At 37.8% G+C, this 21,136-nt stretch carries 12 protein-coding genes and 3 rRNA genes; 14 read left to right on the top strand and 1 reads right to left on the bottom strand.

The genetic code is table 11. From position 1 onward, the window contains the following. Positions 1 to 42 precede the first annotated feature (42 nt). Positions 43 to 381, bottom strand: a complete 339-nt coding sequence (locus DTOX_RS06905) for a UvrD-helicase domain-containing protein (RefSeq protein WP_042315505.1) — start codon at positions 379 to 381, stop codon at positions 43 to 45. A 492-nt stretch (positions 382 to 873) separates the two neighbouring features. Here DTOX_RS06905 and DTOX_RS06910 point away from each other — a divergent pair, with 492 nt between their 5' ends. The 14 genes from DTOX_RS06910 (at position 874) to DTOX_RS06975 (ending at position 21,014) form a co-directional block, all read left to right on the top strand. Further along, on the top strand, positions 874 to 4,602 hold the full coding sequence (locus DTOX_RS06910; RefSeq protein WP_015757010.1) for a hypothetical protein: 3,729 nt from the start codon (positions 874 to 876) through the stop codon (positions 4,600 to 4,602). Positions 4,603 to 4,662: 60 nt separating this feature from the next. Then, positions 4,663 to 5,796, top strand: coding sequence for an IS630 family transposase (locus DTOX_RS06915; RefSeq protein ID WP_015756644.1), 1,134 nt, complete (start codon positions 4,663 to 4,665; stop codon positions 5,794 to 5,796). A gap of 257 nt (positions 5,797 to 6,053) precedes the next feature. Further along, complete coding sequence (locus DTOX_RS06920; RefSeq protein WP_042315506.1) at positions 6,054 to 8,135, top strand: AAA family ATPase; 2,082 nt, start codon at positions 6,054 to 6,056, stop codon at positions 8,133 to 8,135. Next, a complete protein-coding gene (locus DTOX_RS21355) occupies positions 8,132 to 9,316 on the top strand; it encodes a hypothetical protein (RefSeq protein ID WP_015757012.1) in 1,185 nt (394 codons plus the stop codon). The genes DTOX_RS06920 and DTOX_RS21355 overlap by 4 nt, the downstream gene beginning before the upstream one ends. 181 nt (positions 9,317 to 9,497) lie before the next feature. Continuing rightward, positions 9,498 to 10,796 carry a DNA methyltransferase gene (locus tag DTOX_RS06930; protein WP_015757013.1) on the top strand — a complete coding sequence of 433 codons (1,299 nt, stop codon included), beginning with the start codon at positions 9,498 to 9,500 and terminating at the stop codon, positions 10,794 to 10,796. Beyond that, a complete protein-coding gene (locus tag DTOX_RS06935; RefSeq protein WP_015757014.1) occupies positions 10,789 to 11,988 on the top strand; it encodes a DUF262 domain-containing protein in 1,200 nt (399 codons plus the stop codon). Before DTOX_RS06930 ends, DTOX_RS06935 begins: the two co-directional genes overlap by 8 nt. Continuing rightward, positions 11,975 to 12,682, top strand: a complete 708-nt coding sequence (locus DTOX_RS06940; RefSeq protein WP_015757015.1) for an MAE_28990/MAE_18760 family HEPN-like nuclease — start codon at positions 11,975 to 11,977, stop codon at positions 12,680 to 12,682. Before DTOX_RS06935 ends, DTOX_RS06940 begins: the two co-directional genes overlap by 14 nt. A 377-nt stretch (positions 12,683 to 13,059) precedes the next feature. Beyond that, positions 13,060 to 13,563, top strand: a complete 504-nt coding sequence (locus DTOX_RS06945; protein ID WP_015757016.1) for a hypothetical protein — start codon at positions 13,060 to 13,062, stop codon at positions 13,561 to 13,563. A 42-nt stretch (positions 13,564 to 13,605) separates the two neighbouring features. Continuing rightward, positions 13,606 to 13,986, top strand: a complete 381-nt coding sequence (locus DTOX_RS06950) for a hypothetical protein (RefSeq protein WP_042315508.1) — start codon at positions 13,606 to 13,608, stop codon at positions 13,984 to 13,986. Positions 13,987 to 14,034: 48 nt separating this feature from the next. Next, complete coding sequence (locus DTOX_RS06955; protein ID WP_042315510.1) at positions 14,035 to 14,907, top strand: hypothetical protein; 873 nt, start codon at positions 14,035 to 14,037, stop codon at positions 14,905 to 14,907. Positions 14,908 to 15,157: 250 nt separating this feature from the next. After that, positions 15,158 to 15,547, top strand: a complete 390-nt coding sequence (locus DTOX_RS06960) for a hypothetical protein (protein WP_015757017.1) — start codon at positions 15,158 to 15,160, stop codon at positions 15,545 to 15,547. 552 nt (positions 15,548 to 16,099) lie between these two features. Next, positions 16,100 to 17,670, top strand: a 16S ribosomal RNA gene (locus DTOX_RS06965). Positions 17,671 to 17,773: 103 nt separating this feature from the next. Then, positions 17,774 to 17,888 (top strand): 5S ribosomal RNA (rrf, locus tag DTOX_RS06970). Between the two features lie 190 nt (positions 17,889 to 18,078). After that, positions 18,079 to 21,014 (top strand): 23S ribosomal RNA (locus DTOX_RS06975). Together the 16S, 23S and 5S rRNA genes form the textbook arrangement of a ribosomal RNA operon. Positions 21,015 to 21,136 lie beyond the last annotated feature (122 nt).

The following is a 21,136-nucleotide window of genomic DNA, read 5'->3' on the forward strand; positions in this document are numbered from 1 at the left end:
ACTTTTGTAGAGGATGGTGTTGTCTTTTCTTACCGCCTACTGCTACACGCCCGGCCGGGGCATTGATTTGAAAGAACCTATTATTTTTGCGTAGTTGATTAACACAATCCTGGTCGGGAATTGAGAAGATTCTATATTTATGAAAATAGGTTCCACAGAATGATTTGCATTTACCAGGTTCCAGTACCTGCGCAATTCACGTTGTACAAAGCCAAAGAAAGTATAGATATTTAATTTACCAGCGGCAGAAACATTTATACTTTCCCGCCATTTACTGCCCTGCTGTGCAGTAGATGTAAATACCCGTATATTGTCTGAGTTTATTCCCGATTTAAGAAGGTTTAGATATCTTTTTTTTAGTTCCGTGGTTTTACCGGACACCCGGTTGGTCCGATATGCAGGTTATGCAACAAACCATCTCCTGTCCAGTTATTATGAGTTTTCTAAGGATTATGTTGTAAATAATTCAACGTAATAACACATTAAGCCTTTAATATTAATATTAATTTGTTATTGTGGGATTAATATTGGGCTTTTTGAAATATTTAAAGGAATTTCAGGTAATTTATAGAAATATATTAGCAATCCGATGAATGTGTAAAAAATGAAGGCGTAGTGCTGATATTTAGTCAAATAGTAATAATGTTCAGCTAATTCTAGGATGACTAAGCAATGAAGCGATCTGAATTGTAATTCACTTAGCTTATGTATTATCGCTTGTTCGAAGGGATAAGAAGATATTATTTACTATATATGACTCTTATTTTTGATTACTTCTGTTCGGATTATTTCATTATGTCTAATAAATTTTTGCATTAATAATTAAAGTGAGTGCTTTGGCTACCAGTTAAATAAGGCAATGGAGGTGAATATATGGGATGGTATGTTACAGTTAACGATATTACCAATTGGACCGCTACAGAAAAGCGTAGGGCAGAAGAAACTTTGCCTTTGCTAGTCAAAAAATTAATTCTAGCATCCTGTAGACCTAAAACAATTAAGTTTCCTTCAGGTGATTCTATATCGGTAGGAGGTTGGGATGGTCTATTGGAGGTTGAGGAAGGCAATGAATATATACCGGAAGGAATATCGGGATGGGAGTTTGGTACTAATAGCGATGTTAAAGATAAAGCTGATGATGACTATTCCAAACGTCTTACTAATCCTAATCCGTTAAACGCAGCTGATACAACATTTGTTTTTGTGACTTCTCGTTTATGGACTAAATGTGATGCCTGGATTCGGGCTAAACAATCCACAAACGAATGGAAAGATGTTAAAGGCATAAATGCTCAAACCTTACAGAATTGGCTTGAACAGTGCCCATCGGTCCATCGTTGGTTTGCCGAGGTAATTGGCAAGCGCTGTGCCGATATTTGGGATGTTGATCAGTCGTGGCAATCGTTCGCTTCACTTACGGCGAACAATTTAAAGCCGGAGTTCTTTTTATACGGTCGTGAGAATGAACAGAAGCTACTTAAAAACCTATTGGCTGGTTCTCCAAGCGTTTGTAAAGTTAAATCTAGGTCTTCAATTGAGGCAAGTGCTTTTGTATTGTCGGTTATACAAAGTGATGATGTCCTAAGGTCACGCTGTTTAATTATTAGGAATCAAACATCATGGGATTTAATGGCGGGTAGTGATCAGTCACTCATTCTAATACCAAATGGATTTAAGCCAAACCAGGTAGGTTTTGCTTTATCGAAAGGTCACAAGGTATTACTAGTAGTAAATGAAGCGGACTCAAAGGATGCTTCCGTTTTTCTTACACGCCAATCCCGGACAATTAGACAGGAAGCAATTAAAAAACTTGGATTTGATGATAAAAAGGCTTCTCAAATCTATCAGGACACCAAAGGCTACATTGAACCCTTGCTGCGCCATAACTTAATGGAACCGATAGATTATGTAACGCCTAGCTGGCAACGTCAGGCCTCTCCGGAAGTACTTTTCGCAATGTTTTTTGCAACGGAGTGGAACGAAGATAACGAAAACGATAAGAATATCTTATCGAAATTATCTGGTATGCCATATCATGAATTTGAAAGAGCAATCATTAATCTCTCAAATGCGGAAGACCAGCCAATACGTAAAGTTGGCTCAGTCTGGCAAATTATATCTAAGATGGATTTATGGTTTTTAATAGCTCCATTAGTGGCAAAGCCCTATATAGAGAGATTCGGTAATGTAATCTCAGAAGTTATTCCTGAAGTCGATCCATCATACGATTTACCCTCAGAAGAACGGTACATGGCGGGGGTAATTGGTGTACTTCCACGCTATTCGAAGTTTATTAGACATGGTTTAGCTGATAGTATGACAATTTTGTCAGTGTATGGAGATGAATATGCTGAGCAGTTGGGTGGAGTAAAGCCTTCTGATACGATAAGTGGTTGGATTAAGAAGATTTTTGATAATAATAACAATACCCCTTTTTGGTACTCTATAAGTGGTATCACCAAGCTATTAGCCGAAGCTGCTCCTAATGTTTTTCTAGAAGCCGTAGAGAATGGAAGTTCTGGTGAGGAATCTCCGCTGCTAGGTTTATTTAAAACTGAAGGTAATGGTACATTTAGTGGTTGCTACCATTCAGGTTTATTATGGGCCTTAGAGTTGCTTTCTTGGAATAAACAATATTTTGCTAGGACAAGTTTGTGTCTTGCACGCTTATCGGAAATTGATCCCGGTGGAAATTGGGCTAACCGCCCTTTTAATTCCCTGATTGATATTTATTTGGGATGGATTAATAATACATCAGCTACACATGCAGAACGTATTCAAGTATTAACAAAGGTTTTAATACCCAGTCAGCCAAAAGTAGCCTGGCGGCTAATGATTTCAATCTTAATGAACAATAGGCATGTGACCTCCGGAATATGTCAACCGGAGTATCGGGAATGGTCCGGAAATATAGAAAAACGCCCGTCCGGGGAAGATTATTCATCATATGTTTCACAGATTGTTGAGTTGCTTCTTCAAGAGTTTGAAATAGGTAGTGAAATTAAAATCCTTGATCTTATTGACAAATTCAACTCTTTTAATGAGCAACAGCAGAATAGAATCATTGAACGAATGTTTTTGATTGATCCAAAGGAAATTAAAAAAGAAATAAGAGATCAAATATTAGAGAAACTACGTGCTACTCTGGCACACCACAGAGAATTTCCTGACGCTCAGTGGTCCTGGCCAAGCACCTTATTAGAACGGTTAGAACAGGTATACAATCATTTAATTTATGATGACATAATTAAAGTAAAATCTTTTCTTTTCAGTGAATATTGGCCAAAACTAATTGACCCAATTAGTAGGAAAGAAGTCAACTATGAAGAACGCGAAAGTTTGATATTGGATAGGCGTATAGCCGCCATAGAAGCTATATATTCGGAACGCGGAATTGATGGTATCAATGAACTATTGGGTGTGAGTGGATTTCCTTATATATTAGGTTCCTGTGCGTTTAACTCGTCTTTTTCAAAAGATGTATTCCCCTTTGCTTTAGATTGGTTAAATCGCGAAGGAAAGACAAGAGAATTTTCCAATGGGTATATTTCTAGTTTAGCAAATAAAGATTTGCAACATGCGATAAGAGTTTTAGAAAAAAACGAAAATTGGCCACCAATTACCAAAGCCAGATATCTATTATGTATGCCTTTAAACCGAGAAACATTGAAAATCATTGATGAATTACCTGTTTTAGGAAGTAAAGAATTCTGGACTAATCTTAACTATTACCATGTTCCGAATAAAGAAACTCAGATAGTCTCTTATGTTGCTTCTAAACTCCTGAAAAATGATCGGCCCTTAGCTGCTATGTTTACGATTTCAAGAGTACTATTTGGAAATAATGACTTAGCTCAACTTGATTCAGGGTTAGTCGCTAATATTTTGGTCAAAATTGTAACCAATTTAAGTAATACCGAAAAAATATCTATTCAGACCATCCGGTACGAAATCATTAAAGCTATTCAATTTCTACAAGATGCTGATGGGCTTCCGGAGCAAGTCATGTGTCAAATTGAATGGTTATACCTAAAAATCTTAAGATTTGAAGAAATCACACCGCGCTTTTTGATGAGAAGTGTTGCTGAGGATCCGAATTTCTTTACCCAGCTAGTGTGTTGGGTATATAAAAGAGATGATGGTCAAGAAGACCCTAAAGAAGATTTAGAACAGGAACTAATAACTCAAAGGGCGGAGATTGCTTGGGAATTACTTGATACGATTTCAGTTATTCCCGGTGAAAAGGGTGCAGATATAGATACAAAAGTTCTAAGTGAATGGGTGAACGCAGCTAGAGAAGCATTGGAAAAGGCCGGGCGTTTAGAAATAGGGGACGATAGAATCGGTTTTTATTTATCGCGTTGCCCAGTTGGTAAGGATGGTATTTGGCCACATGAATCTGTCAGAACGATTATAGAGAAGTTAAGAAGTAAACAGCTGGATGTCGCAATGGAGTGTGGTCGATTAAATTCCAGAGGTACAACTTCGAGAAATCTCTATGACGGTGGTGATCAAGAACGTAGGTTGGCCCAAAAGTACCGTGAAGATGCTGAAAAAATTCAACTGGTATCACCTAGTAGAGCAATTCTTAATTATCATTGAACCACAAATCGGCATGGTATATAATTTCCTATAATACATAACAGGTGGGGAGACCAAACTATGCCATTCATAAGTCAAAGAGCAAAATTAGATTTGACAACAGAAGAAATAAATAGATTAGAAAAAATTATACATTCAAGAACAGAAAGTGTGAGTCATATTGAACGGGCTAAAATGTTTCTCTTGTATCATCAAGGAGAAACAATAGCTTCAATTGGTAGAATATTAGAGACTAACCGTGCAAAAGTAGAACGACATATAGATAAAATTTTACAATTTGGCTTAGATATAGCACTCAATGATCTTCCTCGTTCAGGCAGGCCGGATACAATAACCAAAGAAGATAAAGCGTGGCTTGTTTCTCTTGCTTGCCAAAAACCTAAGGAATTTGGATATAGCTATGAATTATGGACAACAGATTTATTAGCCAAACATGCACGAAATCATTGTGTAGAAAATGGCCATCCAACCCTGCAAAATCTAGCAAAAGGTACAGTATCAAAAATACTTTCAGCAAACAAAGTTAAGCCACATAAAATTAAATATTACTTGGAAAAAAGGGATCCAGAATTTGAACAAAAAATGGCTAACGTGTTATATGTCTATAAAGAAGTTGAAATGGTATCAAAAAATGATGAACAATCAATGTATGCTTATATATCATATGATGAAAAACCCGGTATTCAAGCTATAGAAAATATTGCTCCGGATCTTTCTCCTTCTCCTGGAACGTATTCATGTCTTGCTCGTGATTATGAATATGTTCGCCATGGTACACTTAGTCTCATGGCCGGTATTGATTTGGTAACAGGTCATATCTTAGCTCAAGTAGAAGACCGCCATCGTAGTATTGAGTTTGTAGAGTTTCTAAAAATGATAAGTGAGTACTACAAAGATATAGAGAAAATAGTAATTATATTGGACAACCACTCCGCTCATATTTCAAAAGAAACAAGGGCTTATCTTAGTACTGTCCCAAATCGTTTTGAATTTGTTTTTACACCAAAACATGGATCCTGGTTGAACTTAATTGAATCATTTTTTGGCAAAATGGCTAAATCAATGCTGAGGGCTATTAGGGTAAAAACTAAAGAAGAATTAAAAGATAGAATTTACAAATATATAAAAGAAATTAATGATTGTCCTACTGTTTACCGCTGGAAGTACAAAATGGATGATATTGAAATAATTTAAATTATTAGTAGAAATTATATTATTTAACTAGCTTATTGATATGTTAATTAGGAATCGTTCTACTAGAACGGCTGCGATTATCTTTTCTATTGCTAAGAGTTATGAATACGATGCTGATATGCAGGATAGAGAAGTAGAGTTAAGAAAATAAAAATTAATAACCCTTCAGTTTATGCAAGAAATTCAATTAAATATTATAGATGACACCGAAAGATAATAGCACTTTGGTTCAAAATGCATTTGAAAAGGTTGGGACTATGGAACTGTTGTATATTTGGATAAACAATAGCGAAAACAATTTTATTGTGAACGAAGGTTTTAACCTATATGGTGAGCATCGCTTTACATTGCAGGTCAGAGAAAAGTACATATTATCGTATGAAAGCAGAGCCTCACTAATTGGATCGGACCTGTACTGCACAGGCTGCATAAAAAATATTACGGCGATTGTCGGTGAAAACGGTTCCGGAAAGACAACGCTATTTAAAAGTATCTATTTAGGTAGCTGCCTTCCATATCAACAACACGATGATCCTAAGTATCATCAAATGAATCAAGACGATTATGAAATGAGCAAGAGAATTCTAATATATCAATTTGGAAATAATATTGAAATTATTCACAACTTGGAGTTGGGAAGGTTTGTAAACAATACTCCGTTTGTTGTTCACAATATTAATGAAGCTGACCAAGAGGAAAGACTCCGTTTACTTGAATTATTAGAACAGCAAACGATTATTTATCTTTCCAATAGTAGATATACCTCCGACTTAAATGGATATGGAACTCATGGAAATCTCAATAAGATTAGTTTGACAGCAGATTCTCTGAAAAATATATCTGGTAGGTTCTACAGAAAGATTGTGCAGCACCCGCAGGGGTTGGTAATAAAGCTTAATCCGTATAATATATTGCAAAGTATTCTAATAAAAAATAAGACTGTAATAGAGTTTCAGCAAGTATGTGATGTTTTGTATTATCATCACCTTTATTCGAGAGGATACACTGATTTATATATATCAAAACTATGCAAAGACCTTTATGTTGATTTTTCCTGCACAATTCCGATAATTGAGAAAGTGGAAAATTATAGGTATATTGCTAAGGATGATTTTAAATCAGAAGATCCACATATAAACAGGCTATCGGCAAAAATCAAAGAATTCTCCGCGTGGTGTTATACGATTCCGATAGAAATGAGGGGAGAGATATTTACTAAACAGTGCCTTAATCTCATCTTTGAAATGTTCTATTGCTGGGATAACATTGAACTTAATAAACACTCCGTTACCTCTATGAAAATGTTTCCTGCTGTTATAACTGATATTATTGACTCGTATAAGAGACAGCAAGGATATGATTCGAATCAATCAGATTATTATGAGTGGGGGCTAAAGGAGATTGAAGAATTAAATTCAATCTTGTGTGATTGCAAAACGATATATTCCAATGTACCAGAATATGATTTAGCTCATCGCTTTGATAAGGTAATATCATATGAAAGCAATAAGAAGCAATACCTATTGTTTTGCCGTTTTATTAACCAGTTAGCTCGTAAAGATAAATCCGTTTTGCTTAAATACATAAAGATTGATAACCTTCATATGTCCTCCGGAGAGCGAGCGATTCAAAACTTCTTTTCTTGGCTTAATTTGCTTCCATTCTTTGACGAATTTATTGAGGGGGAACCCATTCGGCTTAGGGAAAGTGCGCTATTGCTTATTGATGAAATAGATTTATATATGCATCCGGAGTGGCAAAGAAAATTAATTAAAGTGCTATTTAATGAACTTTCCACACAATTTGAAGGCAAAGAAATACAAGTTATTATTTCTACCCACTCACCGCTTGTGTTGTCGGATATACTGAGACAGAATACCATTTATCTTCAACCAAAAGAGGGAATGTTTCATTTGATCGATGCTGACAGCCGTGCTCAAACTTTCGGAAACAACATTTATACTCTCCTAAACGATTCTTTCTTTATGAAAAGCACGATTGGAGATTATGCAAAAGAAATTATCAAAGAAATAAGTGATAACTTAATTCTTTTAAGCCTTGATCCAGGAAACAGTGAATTGCGAAAAAAATGCGAAAAATATAGCCGGATAATTGAATCAATTGGAGAGCCACTCATTCATAAAAAATTGCAGCATATGTTTTTCAGATATTTTGAAAACCAGCAAGATACTCAGTTGAAGGTCTTCCGTAAACAGGTACAAGCCCTTAAAAAGTCTTTACATGAAAAGAATCCGGACAAAAAGAAAATCGAAGAGCTGAAGGAATCGTTAAAAAATGCGTTAGCTGTGATAGAGTCTATTTCGGGGGATATCGAATGATCCAAATAAATACAAAGAGATTTGAATGGACAATAATAAATGAAATATTTAAGAGCACTGGAAATCTCATATGTTCATTGTTTAAAAAAATAGAACTATATTATACTGCTCCAGAAACATCTGAAGTTGTCAAGCAACTGTTAACGTCATGGTTTTTTGACTGTGGCTCAATATCAGCGTCGAAAATTTCTAAGTATCTTCTTAATCAAAATCTGACGCAAAAAATTAAGGAATTTGATGAAGGAATATCTTTAGTTTTGCATCCAGAAGATAGGTGCCATTCAAGTTTAATATATGCCTGGCCTGTAACAAAGCAAAAAGCTTTAAAATATTCCCGCCCTTCAGAGAGAAAAAAAATTATCTTAACCGTTATTAATATAGGCAATGTTCACTTGTTTCAAGGTATCTCTCGGGATGATTTAGAAATCGAACCAAGAAGAAATACTGTATATTCAAGCGTGGATCGAATAAAGAAAATTACATTATGTTGTGATGATCAGGTATCACTTGTTATCACACAGTTATCTGAAATATTTGACTATGATACTTTTGCACTAAAGTATAGGGATCAATTGTTATCAGCATTACATGTTGATGTATGCCCATACTGTAACAGACAATATATTACAAATTATATAGCGCGTGAATCTGCTCGTGCTACCGCTGATATCGACCACTTCTATAGCAAATCACAATATCCATTTTTGGCTTTGTCAATGTACAATTTTATACCAAGCTGCCAGATATGCAATTCGCGTTTTAAGTTAACTTCAGATTTTGGACATAAAGAGCATATTTATCCTTATGAACGGGGGTTTGGCGAAGATGGGAAATTTAAATTTGAGAATATCGACTGTTTGTTGGGCGGCGAACCCCAATATACCATAGAGAATCTTAATAATTTGGAGGCAATAAAAAACTCAATTGATACATTTCATCTTCGGGAAATCTATCAGTCACATAAAGATTATGTCCAAGAGCTGGTGCGAAAAGCGCAGATATATAATGATAGCCAATGTGCGGAATATTTGACAAACTTCCGTGGACTATTTAAAAATAAAGAAGAAATGCTTCGAATAGTATTTGGTTATTATATTACTGAACCGGATTTAGGAAAACGACCATTAGCTAAGTTGACCAAAGATTTGTTGGACGATTTAGAAATTCAAATAGAAGGCTAAGAATAATAATGCGAAGGTGGAGATGAAATATTTTATTGTCCTCAGTAGTAAATTTTGTTATATTATTTTAACATATTATTTGTAACGAGAAGCATTTGCCGGTGTAATGAATATTTTATAAATATTTCTATCTATATAGAGCTATACTGAGTATAATATTTCGCAAAGAAGCAGGAATAATATGGATGATACTAAATTAGTTAAATTAAAAACCACTCCCAAATTAAAAAATAATAATATTTATGCAAACAGTAATTGGTATTGTTATTATGCTGGATTTTCTGATGCTTTTGTTAAAGAATTATTTGATGTTTATTGTCCTAAAAACAGAGATATTATTGTTCTAGATCCATGGAATGGTTCAGGTACAACCACGCTAGTTGCTAGCATTTTGGGGTATGCAAATTACGGGTTTGATATTAATCCAGTAATGGTAATTGTTGCAAAGGCAAAGTTGTATAATGTAGGTTCAAATGATATAAATAAAATGTCTTTGGTTATTGGAAGTAATAATAAAGCCAAAGAAATAAGAGATATAAATGATCCGCTAAGAAAGTGGTTTGATCCACAATCGACATCTGCTATAAGGAAGTTAGAAAATGCAATACATTCAATTTTTGGCTTATCCCAAAGCAAGCAGCATATAAAATCCTTATGGGACTACGAAGCAATATCAAGTGAACTTTCCTTTTACTATATTGTTTTATTTATCTTGTTACGTAAGCTAACAACGCCTTTTGTTTGCTCAAATCCTACCTGGATAAAATCTAAAATAGAAGAAAAAGATAAAATAAGTATAACTTATAAAAATCTGTGCGAATTATATGTAGATATATTTAAAAATACTGCAAATATATCTGAAAAAATACCAGATATTAATGCTACAATAAAAATCGGCAACTCTAAAAATATTTGTATTACTAACAATAGTGTAGATTTTATCATTACCTCGCCCCCTTATTGTACTAGAATTGATTATGCAGTATATACAAAAGTTGAGCTGTCTTTACTTGGATACACAGATCAAGATATTAATTTATTGAGAAAACACATGATCGGTACTCCCACAATTACAGGTAATACCAATTACATAATAAGTAATATTGACTCTTTAAGCGGTAAAACTTTGAATAGGATAGCGTGTCATGACTCAAAAGCAGCAAAAAGTTATTATTATAAAACCTATTATCAATATTTCCGAGATATGGCCTATTCATTACGAGAAATTAATCGTGTTCTTAAAAAAAAAGGGATAGCTATAATTGTAGTTCAAGACTCTTGGTTTAAAAACATTCATATTGATTTGCCTAATATTGTGACAGAAATGTGCCAAAATGAGGGCTTAGAACTTATAAATAGCGAATATAATTTTGTTACAAATAATATGAGATATGTAAACACAAAAAGTAATAATTATAGAAAAGAAAAAACAAATTGTGAATTCGTACTTGTTTTCAGAAAAGGGTGTAAAAATGAATAATGTGAACATAACTGAGATCATTGAAAAAAAGATTAGAGAATTAAAGATTACAGCACTTGATATTTCTTTTAATGAATTGGCTGATATGTACGATAAGAATGAATTAATTATTAACCCTGACTACCAAAGAACATTCAGGTGGGATATAGAAAAACAGTCAAGGTTTATTGAATCCCTGTTAATGGAAATGCCAATACCAGCTATTTATGTTATAGAATTGGAACAAGGAATATACGAACTAATTGATGGTTTGCAAAGAATATCTTCATACTTAAATTATCGTGGTATGTTAAAAAAGCTTGATGAAGTTGAAACTAATTTAGTTCAAAACGTTGAATCAGAAGAGATAGAGATAGATGACGAAGATGCTATAATTACAGTTGACTTTGCACCATTCGCTTTGCAAGGGTGTGACATAATAAAAGAATTGAATGGTTGTGTTTTTGAGGATTTGCAAGCAGCTTTAAAAATAAAATTGAAACGTTCGTATATACGGATGGAAATTCTGAGAAAAGGAATCAATCCAGAACTAAAATATCATATGTTCAAAAGATTGAATACTGGTGGAGAAAAATTAGAACCACAAGAAATAAGAAATTGTACAATTAGGCTAGTTAATAGTAAGTTTATAAACTTTATCAATGAATTAAGTAGAAATAAAGATTTTATTCAGACAATTGCATATATTAGTAGTTCAAAAAAACAGAAGAAACTTCCGGAAGAACTTGTCCTACGATTCCTCGCATTAAAAAATGATGAAAATGGTTTTAAACATGACGTTGCTTCATACTTAACTAATTATATGGAAATAGTTTCCTTGGCAGATTCAAGTGAGAAACCTATATTTGATTATGATAAAGAAAAAGATATTTTTGAGAATACATTTAGTACTTTAAATGCAGCGTTAGGGAAACAATCCTTTTCGGCTTATAAAGGTAATTCAGAAAATTTGAGCGGATTTAATGTTTATCAATATGAGGCAATAACAACTGGAATGCAAATAGTTTTAGAACAATTAGTCGATAAAACCATTAGTGTTGAAAACTTTCGTGAAAAAATAATGGAGATTAAAAAGAACAAAGATTTCAAATCTGCTACAGTTGGTGGTGGTAAAAATTCAATAGGTGTTTTCAGGCAGAGAGTAAGTATTGTTAGGAAAGGAATGGAAGAACTAATTCATGAATTACAATGATATGTGTGAGCAGCTTCAACAAGAAATTGAGAATGAATATTCCATAAGGCATTATGAATTGGTATCTATGGAGAATTTTTATAAATTAAATGATACAGGAGATGAAGATTTTGCGGGACTATATAGAAAATCGCTAATAATCATTTTATATTCCCATTTTGAAGGTTTTTGCAAAAAAGTGCTGTTGATATATGTAGATTACATTAATAGAGGTGAATTACTTACTGTAAATGTAAAAGATGGGCTTGCTGCATCAAATATATTATTGGAATTTAGACGATTAAACGACAGTAATTACAAGCCGATTACTCTAGGTGAAAATGCTCTGAAAGCGGATGGAATACTACAAATGTATGGAAAGCGTAAAGAGTTTATGACCACATACCGTGAAGTAATGTCAAAAAAGCTAAAGATACCTGATGATATAGTTGATACTGAATCCAATCTTAAATCACATGTTTTGAAAAAGTTATTATTTCAATTAGATATGGATTTTACTATAGTAGATTCATATCAAAAAGAAATAAATGAGTTAGTGCATAAGAGAAATGCATATGCACATGGAGATTTGGTGAGACCACCGTCAATAGATGAATATAACAATTACAGAAAAAAAGCACTTATGTTGATGGAAGAAATTAAAATTATCATTTGTGATAATTATATTAACCAAAAATATTTAAAAACAGTTTAAATATAGAAAATGAAATTTTGATCATAGGTAAGTAGTTTTCAGGGAATGTATTACACGTTACTTGTTTTGTAGTAGATTGTATTTTGATCAAGGGAGGTAGGACTATATTTTCTATATACTTTCACATTATCAATATAACCAACTAATGTCTACTCTGTAAAGTTAATTAACTTTTTATTTATTTGATGGTGTGGCATAGTGTGCCGCATGGGAGTCTATAATGTTAAGTTAAGTCTAGTATTAGTCAAGTCAAATATTATCTAATACCGTAATTAAGGGATTGAAGATTTATTAATCTATCAAAAGATATCCTTTGCCTGCGATTGACCTAGTAATTACTACTCACTTTGAATTTTTAGAATGGGGATGGTTAGCTAATGAGCGAACATATTATTATTACTTACAGTGCTGAATGTGCTGAGGCAGGCCATGTAGATCCAAGTTTTACGCAACTTGTTTACGGAAACAGTGGCAAAAATGGTACCATATTAAAGAATCATATTAAACCAGGCTCATACGTTTTTTTTAATGCTAGGATAGGTGATAAAAGGTATATCACTGCATATTTTTATGTTGAAAAAGTTTTGTTTCAAGGAATCAATGATAATGAAATTGCAGCATTGAACTGTAATGCAAAAGATGATGAAGTAGTCATTATAGGTAGCAGGAATTTTTCAAAAATATTAACAATACCGGTTATCTTGGATAAAATTTTAATTGGAAAAATTAAATCTTATGAAGCTGACGATGCATATTTTAGTAGAAAATTAGCCTCCGGTTGCAGTGAATTAGAATCAATTAAAGATAAAACATTAAATCCAAAATTGATTACAGAAGGTGAAAAAGAGATGTTAATTGAGATATGTAGAAATAGAGGATAGGGACACAAAAACTCTATTGTTATAGATTGGAGGGATGCTAATATGCAAGAAATCAGTGTTGATCAAGTGTTTGGTGTAAGTAGGAATATGATATTAAGTTATTTGGAACGTGAGCAGGTAGATGGTAGATTTAAATTAGCTCTTGAGTCAGATAAACATATGGTTATATATGGTTCATCAAAGCAAGGGAAATCAGCACTTGTTCATAAACACCTTAATAAGAACGATTTTTTAGCTGTAGGGTGCACACCAAGGTCTGATACAGAGTCAATTTATAGTTCTGTATTAAGGCAGATTGGTGTAAAGATTAAAAGTACCAATATCGAGAAAACAGGGACAAGCGGGAAAGTAGCAATTAAAACATCGTTTAAGGCAATGATTCCATTTTTCGGGGAAGGGAAAGCCGGTATAGATACTGAATAAGGAGGCCAATTAGGTCAAGACATCACTTATAAGGCTATAGAGTTTAATTTGGGTATTGCCCAGGTTATAAGCGAACTACTAGAGAAATGTCAATTTAAAAAGTTCATAATACTAGATAACTTCCACAATTTAAATGAAGAGATTCAAAAAGCTTTAGCTTTTGATTTGCGCCTTTTCCAGGAAAAGGGGTACCGGTTTATAATCTTAGGGGTTTGGAGAGAGAAAAACAGACTTATTCAATTTAATGGAGATTTGGTTGACAGAATCATGGAAATACCAGTTGAGCCATGGGTGGAACACGAATTTAAAACGGTTATTGATAATGGATGTGCTCATTTAAACATATCCATAGGAACCGAAATTATATCAAGAATAATATCCGTTGCTTTTGGGAGTATTGGAACAGTTCAAGAACTATGCAAGGAATTATGTTTTGTGGCAGGAATACGAGTTAAAACTTTATCTCATTTTGAGATTAACAATCAGGATTTTATTGAGCAAGCTATAAAAATTAAGGTAGAGGAATATAGTTCCCGCCATTTAAGAGCACTAGAAAGCATTGCTACTGCAGGAGTTCAAGTTCAAGGATTGTCTATGCCTTACTATGTAATAAGAACTATTATTGAGATGGATATAACTGATTTGCTGGATGGACTAAGCCGTATGGATCTTCAAGATAAAATTAAAGCTATACATTATAGACCTGATAGCGTAAGGCCGAGTGATATATCATATGTATTACATGGATTGTCAGAAATCCAAAATAATAAAATAATAGTTCCCCCATTGCTTGATTATGATCGTTTGAATAGAAGGCTCAGAATCATTGATTCAACTTTATTCTTCTTTTTGAAGTTTAAGAACAAGCAAGAGTTATTGGAAGAAATACCCAGTCCATTGGATAATGATCGAGAAAGATAAAAATAGGATTATATCATCTTACCCCGCTTACAATATGATCTCTATAATGCTCCGGGCTAACTTGCTAATCTTAAGGCTGTTACGCTCTTTTATAATCCGGGGTAAAAAACGAGCATTAAGGAGAGACACAGTTCAAATAGCTTAGTAAAATAACTTTCCTATCCTTAAAAACTTAATATTATTTAGCTTTATAGAAATTGAAGATAAAAATAAGTTTAAAACAATGATCTACTCTTAAGGAGGAAATCTTGTGTCTATAAAAAAGCTTAGAGAAAAATGCAAATTACTAGGGATTAGAGGTTATAGCCAAAAAAAGAAACAAGAGCTAGAGGAATTAATAAAAATATATGAAGACAAAAAAGAAAAGATCGAAAAATATATTAGCGAAGTTGTTAAGCTAGTAGGGGAGAAAAAATATAAAATTGAAAGAGGATTAGCTCTGCATGTTGACGACTGTCCGATAAATATTAGGATGTGGCAAGGGAAGTCATATGCAAATCTAATCGATGACTGCTTATACTGTAAGTATTGCCTTGCCATTTCAGCTAATTTAGGTAACTACGATTATCCTGAACAATTTATTGTCTGTGGAGGGAAAGAAATGATTGAGAATAAGTTGGGGGAGGTTCCCAGGGTGTAAGATCGCATAACGTAATTTACTTCCCATTTTTCATATAATGCATGATTTTTGAGTCACAAGAAATTGTTGTCCGAGTAAATAATAGGTATTCGTGATTAACTCTGGTTGCTAGTTAATGTACAAGACCATAACTAATATAAGATAATATCTACGAATTATGTTAAAGCATATTAGACACAGTTATAAATAATATGTGTCGGTAACATCCGGCCAGACTAGCCGGAATACACAATATGGGTTGTTGTTTATATAGAAGGACCAAGGGTTAATTACAGTTAATATCTATTTTCAAATATTACCTATTGATTTATACTTTAAATTTCGGTAAGATACATATTGTCGCCGCTGCGGTGGAGATAACAAAAACTGGTTCTTGACCAAAAGGACAAGACCTGCTAAAATAAATTCTTGCCGGCGGAAAACCGGCCAAACAAACAGGTCTTTGAAAACTAACAGTGTAAGATGGATGAATTAATAAACCTCGTCAAAAGCGAAAGCTTTTAATGAAAAAAGTAAGACCAACACAAATGAGCAATCAAACTTTTCACATATTTAACGGAGAGTTTGATCCTGGCTCAGGACGAACGTTGGCGGCGTGCTTAACACATGCAAGTCGAACGGAGTTAAGAAAAAAGTTTACTTTTTACTTAACTTAGTGGCGGACGGGTGAGTAACGCGTGGATAATCTGCCTGTAAGACAGGAATAACGCCGGGAAACCGGTGCTAATACCGGATAACCTCTTTAAATCGCATGGTTTGAAGAGAAAAGGTGGCCTCTTTACAATGCTGCCGCTTACAGATGAATCCGCGTCCCATTAGCCAGTTGGTGGGGTAACGGCCCACCAAAGCGACGATGGGTAGCCGGCCTGAGAGGGTGACCGGCCACACTGGAACTGAGACACGGTCCAGACTCCTACGGGAGGCAGCAGTGGGGAATCTTCCGCAATGGGCGAAAGCCTGACGGAGCAACGCCGCGTGAGCGAAGAAGGCCTTCGGGTTGTAAAGCTCTGTGATATTGGACGAACAGATTCTCTGTTAATAGCAGGGAAAAATGACGGTACAATAAGAGGAAGCCACGGCTAACTACGTGCCAGCAGCCGCGGTAATACGTAGGTGGCAAACGTTGTCCGGAATTACTGGGCGTAAAGGGCGAGTAGGTGGTTTATTAAGTCAGAAGTGAAAACTCCGGGCTCAACTTGGAGACTGCTTCTGAAACTGGTAAACTTGAGTGCAGGAGAGGGAAGTGGAATTCCTAGTGTAGCGGTGAAATGCGTAGATATTAGGAGGAACACCAGTGGCGAAGGCGACTTCCTGGCCTGTAACTGACACTGAGGCGCGAAAGCGTGGGGATCAAACAGGATTAGATACCCTGGTAGTCCACGCCGTAAACGATGAGTGCTAGGTGTCGGGGGTATCGACCCCCTCGGTGCCACAGTTAACACAATAAGCACTCCGCCTGGGGAGTACGGTCGCAAGACTGAAACTCAAAGGAATTGACGGGGGCCCGCACAAGCGGTGGAGTATGTGGTTTAATTCGACGCAACGCGAAGAACCTTACCAAGGCTTGACATCCCGTGCCAGCTATAGAAATATGGTTTTCTTAGTTTACTAAGACACGGAGACAGGTGGTGCATGGTTGTCGTCAGCTCGTGTCGTGAGATGTTGGGTTAAGTCCCGCAACGAGCGCAACCCCTACAGCCAGTTGCCAGCACATAAAGGTGGGAACTCTGGCAGAACTGCCGTTGACAAAACGGAGGAAGGTGGGGATGACGTCAAATCATCATGCCCCTTATGTCTTGGGCTACACACGTACTACAATGGCCTGAACAGAGGGCAGCGAAACTGCGAAGTAGAGCCAACCCCTTAAAACAGGTCCCAGTTCGGATTGTAGGCTGCAACTCGCCTACATGAAGTCGGAATCGCTAGTAATCGCAGGTCAGCATACTGCGGTGAATACGTTCCCGGGCCTTGTACACACCGCCCGTCACACCACGAAAGTTGGCAACACCCGAAGCCGGTGACTTAACTCGCAAGAGAGAGAGCCGTCGAAGGTGGGGTCGGTGATTGGGGTGAAGTCGTAACAAGGTAGCCGTATCGGAAGGTGCGGCTGGATCACCTCCTTTCTAAGGATATTGGAAGTAAGTTAGCAATCAGAAATGACCTAACCGGCTTCTCAATATTGGTCGGTCATCCATCGACACAACTGTTTAGTTTTGAAAGACTTTTTCCGGTGGCAATAGCGAAGAGGTCATACCCGTTCCCATCCCGAACACGGAAGTCAAGCTCTTCAGCGCTGATGGTACTTGGGGTTACCCCCTGGGAGAGTAAGACGTTGCCGGAAACTAAATTTGCCCCTAAAAGGGGTTTTTTCTAACACATAATCAATAGCCAGAAATTAGCTGTTGATTTGAGTTAAAATAACATCTTGCCGGTACAAACCGGTAAAAAAAGTTCTTTGAAAACTACACAGCGTGAAGCAAAAGAAAGCTCTATTTAAGAAACACAAATAGAACTCTCAAGCGCAAAAAATAGGTCAAGCAAAAAAGAGCATACGGCGAATGCCTAGGTGCTGCAGGCCGAAGAAGGACGCGGCAAGCTGCGAAAAGCCACGGGAAGCCGCAAGCAGGCAACGATCCGTGGATATCCGAATGGGGCAACCCGGCGAGGCAAACCCTCGTCACCTGTAACCGAATACATAAGTTACAGGAGGGCACCAGGGGAACTGAAACATCTTAGTACCCTGAGGAAAAGAAAGCAACAGCGATTCCCCGAGTAGCGGCGAGCGAAAAGGGACCAGCCAAAACCTAAACTGCTTGCAGTTTAGGGGTAGCGGGACACTCATCACAAACCATTGCTTTAGTCGAAGCGGCCTGGAAAGGCCCGTTATAAAAGGTAACAACCCTGTAGACGAAAAGGCGAGAAGTTTAGAGTGGATCCCAAGTACCGCGGGACACGAGAAACCCCGTGGGAAACAGGGAGGACCACCTCCCAAGGCTAAATACCTGCAGCAACCGATAGAGATAAGTACCGTGAGGGAAAGGTGAAAAGCACCCCGGAAGGGGAGTGAAAAAGAACCTGAAACCGTATGCTTACAAGCCAGTCGAAGGACGTTAAAAGTCTAACGGCGTACTTTTTGTAGAACGGACCGGCGAGTTACATCTAACGGGCAAGGTTAAGTCAAAAAAGACGGAGCCGAAGCGAAAGCAAGTCTTAACAGGGCGGCAAGTCCGTTGGAGTAGACCCGAAACCGGGTGATCTACCCATGTTCAGAGTGAAGCTTTAGTAAAATAAAGTGGAGGCTCGAACCGACCTTCGTTGAAAAGGAGGCGGATGAAACGTGGGTAGGGGTGAAATGCCAATCGAACCCGGAGATAGCTGGTTCTCCTCGAAATAGCTTTAGGGCTAGCCTTGAGAAAAAAATCCGGAGGTAGAGCACTGACTGGGCTAGGGGCCTTCACCGGTTACCGAACTCAATCAAACTCCGAATGCCGGATTAAAAAATACTCAAGAGTCAGACTATGGGTGCTAAGGTTCATAGTCAAAAGGGAAACAGCCCAGACCGTCGGCTAAGGTCCCAAAGACATGCTAAGTGGAAAAGGATGTGGGGTTGCACAGACAACCAGGATGTTGGCTTAGAAGCAGCCACCATTCAAAGAGTGCGTAATAGCTCACTGGTCAAGTGGCCCTGCGCCGAAAATGTAACGGGGCTAAAGCATGTCACCGAAGCCACGGATGTCGCAAGACATGGTAGAGGAGCGTTCCATATGCAGCGAAGTCGTACCGTAAGGAGCGGTGGAGCGTATGGAAGTGAGAATGCCGGTATAAGTAAGCGAAAAGGCAGGTGAGAATCCTGCCCGCCGAAAACCTAAGGATTCCTGGGGAAGGCTCGTCCGCCCAGGGTAAGCCGGGACCTAAGCTGAGGCCGAAAGGCGTAGGCGATGGACAATAGGTTGAAAATCCTATGCCACCAAAAGTCGTTAACAGGATGGGGTGACACAGGAGGGAAGGCCAAGCGCGCGGATGGAAAAGCGCGTCCAAGCTCGTAGGGCGTCAGATAGGCAAATCCGTCTGACACAAAGCCTGAGAAGTGATGGGGAGGGAAAACAAGTACCGAAGTGGTTGAACCCATACTGTCAAGAAAAACCTCTAACGAGACTAATTGGTGCCCGTACCGTAAACCGACACAGGTAGGTAGGGTGAGAATCCTAAGGCGCGCGAGAGAACCCTCGTTAAGGAACTCGGCAAAATGACCCCGTAACTTAGGGAGAAGGGGTGCCTCACTAGCGTGAAGATTTAACTTTCGGAGCGTGAAGAGGCCGCAGAGAAAAGGCCCAAGCGACTGTTTACCAAAAACACAGGTTCCTGCTAAATCGCTAAGATGAAGTATAGGAGCTGACGCCTGCCCGGTGCCGGAAGGTTAAGAGGAGAGGTCAGAGGCAACTCGAAGCTTTGAATTGAAGCCCCGGTAAACGGCGGCCGTAACTATAACGGTCCTAAGGTAGCGAAATTCCTTGTCAGGTAAGTTCTGACCCGCACGAAAGGCGTAACGATTTGGGCACTGTCTCAACGAGGGGCTCGGTGAAATTGAACTGCCGGTAAAGATGCCGGCTAACTGCGATAGGACAGAAAGACCCCGTGGAGCTTTACTGCAGCTTGATATTGGATTTTGGTATTGCATGTACAGGATAGGTGGGAGACAGAGAAGCCAGGGCGCCAGCCTTGGTGGAGTCAACGTTGGGATACCACCCTTGCAGTATTGAAGTTCTAACATACGGCCATGAAACTGGCCGGTGGACATTGTCAGGCGGGCAGTTTGACTGGGGCGGTCGCCTCCCAAAGAGTAACGGAGGCGCCCAAAGGTTCCCTCAGCGCGGTTGGAAATCGCGCTCACAGAGTGCAAAGGCAAAAGGGAGCTTGACTGCGAGACATACAGGTCGAGCAGGGACGAAAGTCGGGCTTAGTGATCCGGCGGTATCGAGTGGAAGAGCCGTCGCTCAACGGATAAAAGCTACCCCGGGGATAACAGGCTTATCTCCCCCAAGAGTTCACATCGACGGGGAGGTTTGGCACCTCGATGTCGGCTCATCGCATCCTGGGGCTGTAGTAGGTCCCAAGGGTTGGGCTGTTCGCCCATTAAAGCGGTACGTGAGCTGGGTTCAGAACGTCGTGAGACAGTTCGGTCCCTATCCATCGTAGTCGCAGGAAACTTGCAAGGAGCTGTCCCTAGTACGAGAGGACCGGGATGGACGGATCACTGGTGTACCGGTTGTCGCGCCAGCGGCAATGCCGGGTAGTTATATCCGGAAGGGATAAGCGCTGAAAGCATCTAAGCGCGAAGCCCACCTTAAGATTAGGTTTCCCTTCGCAAGAATAAGACCCCTGGAAGACCACCAGGTAGATAGGCCGGGTGTGTAAGCACAGTAATGTGTTTAGCTGACCGGTACTAATAGGTCGAACGCTTGACCTTAATATTCACGCTGTGCAGTTTTGATGGAACTGTATAAATAATACAATATTAACCTCTAGAGATATTCTCTAGGGGTTTGTTGCATTTACCGATGTTTTTTCCTATAGTAAAATATTTTTGCC

Origin of the sequence: Desulfofarcimen acetoxidans DSM 771 (assembly GCF_000024205.1) — a bacterium.
Lineage (GTDB): Bacteria > Bacillota > Desulfotomaculia > Desulfotomaculales > Desulfofarciminaceae > Desulfofarcimen > Desulfofarcimen acetoxidans.

What these genes read in the sequence shown, in the direction of transcription:
- DTOX_RS06910 (WP_015757010.1), top strand. Translation starts at nt 874, where the DNA reads ATGGGATGGTATGTTACAGTTAACGATATTACCAATTGGACCGCTACA.
- DTOX_RS06915 (WP_015756644.1), top strand. Translation starts at nt 4,663, where the DNA reads ATGCCATTCATAAGTCAAAGAGCAAAATTAGATTTGACAACAGAAGAA.
- DTOX_RS06920 (WP_042315506.1), top strand. Translation starts at nt 6,054, where the DNA reads ATGGAACTGTTGTATATTTGGATAAACAATAGCGAAAACAATTTTATT.
- DTOX_RS21355 (WP_015757012.1), top strand. Translation starts at nt 8,132, where the DNA reads ATGATCCAAATAAATACAAAGAGATTTGAATGGACAATAATAAATGAA.
- DTOX_RS06930 (WP_015757013.1), top strand. Translation starts at nt 9,498, where the DNA reads ATGGATGATACTAAATTAGTTAAATTAAAAACCACTCCCAAATTAAAA.
- DTOX_RS06935 (WP_015757014.1), top strand. Translation starts at nt 10,789, where the DNA reads ATGAATAATGTGAACATAACTGAGATCATTGAAAAAAAGATTAGAGAA.
- DTOX_RS06940 (WP_015757015.1), top strand. Translation starts at nt 11,975, where the DNA reads ATGAATTACAATGATATGTGTGAGCAGCTTCAACAAGAAATTGAGAAT.
- DTOX_RS06945 (WP_015757016.1), top strand. Translation starts at nt 13,060, where the DNA reads ATGAGCGAACATATTATTATTACTTACAGTGCTGAATGTGCTGAGGCA.
- DTOX_RS06950 (WP_042315508.1), top strand. Translation starts at nt 13,606, where the DNA reads ATGCAAGAAATCAGTGTTGATCAAGTGTTTGGTGTAAGTAGGAATATG.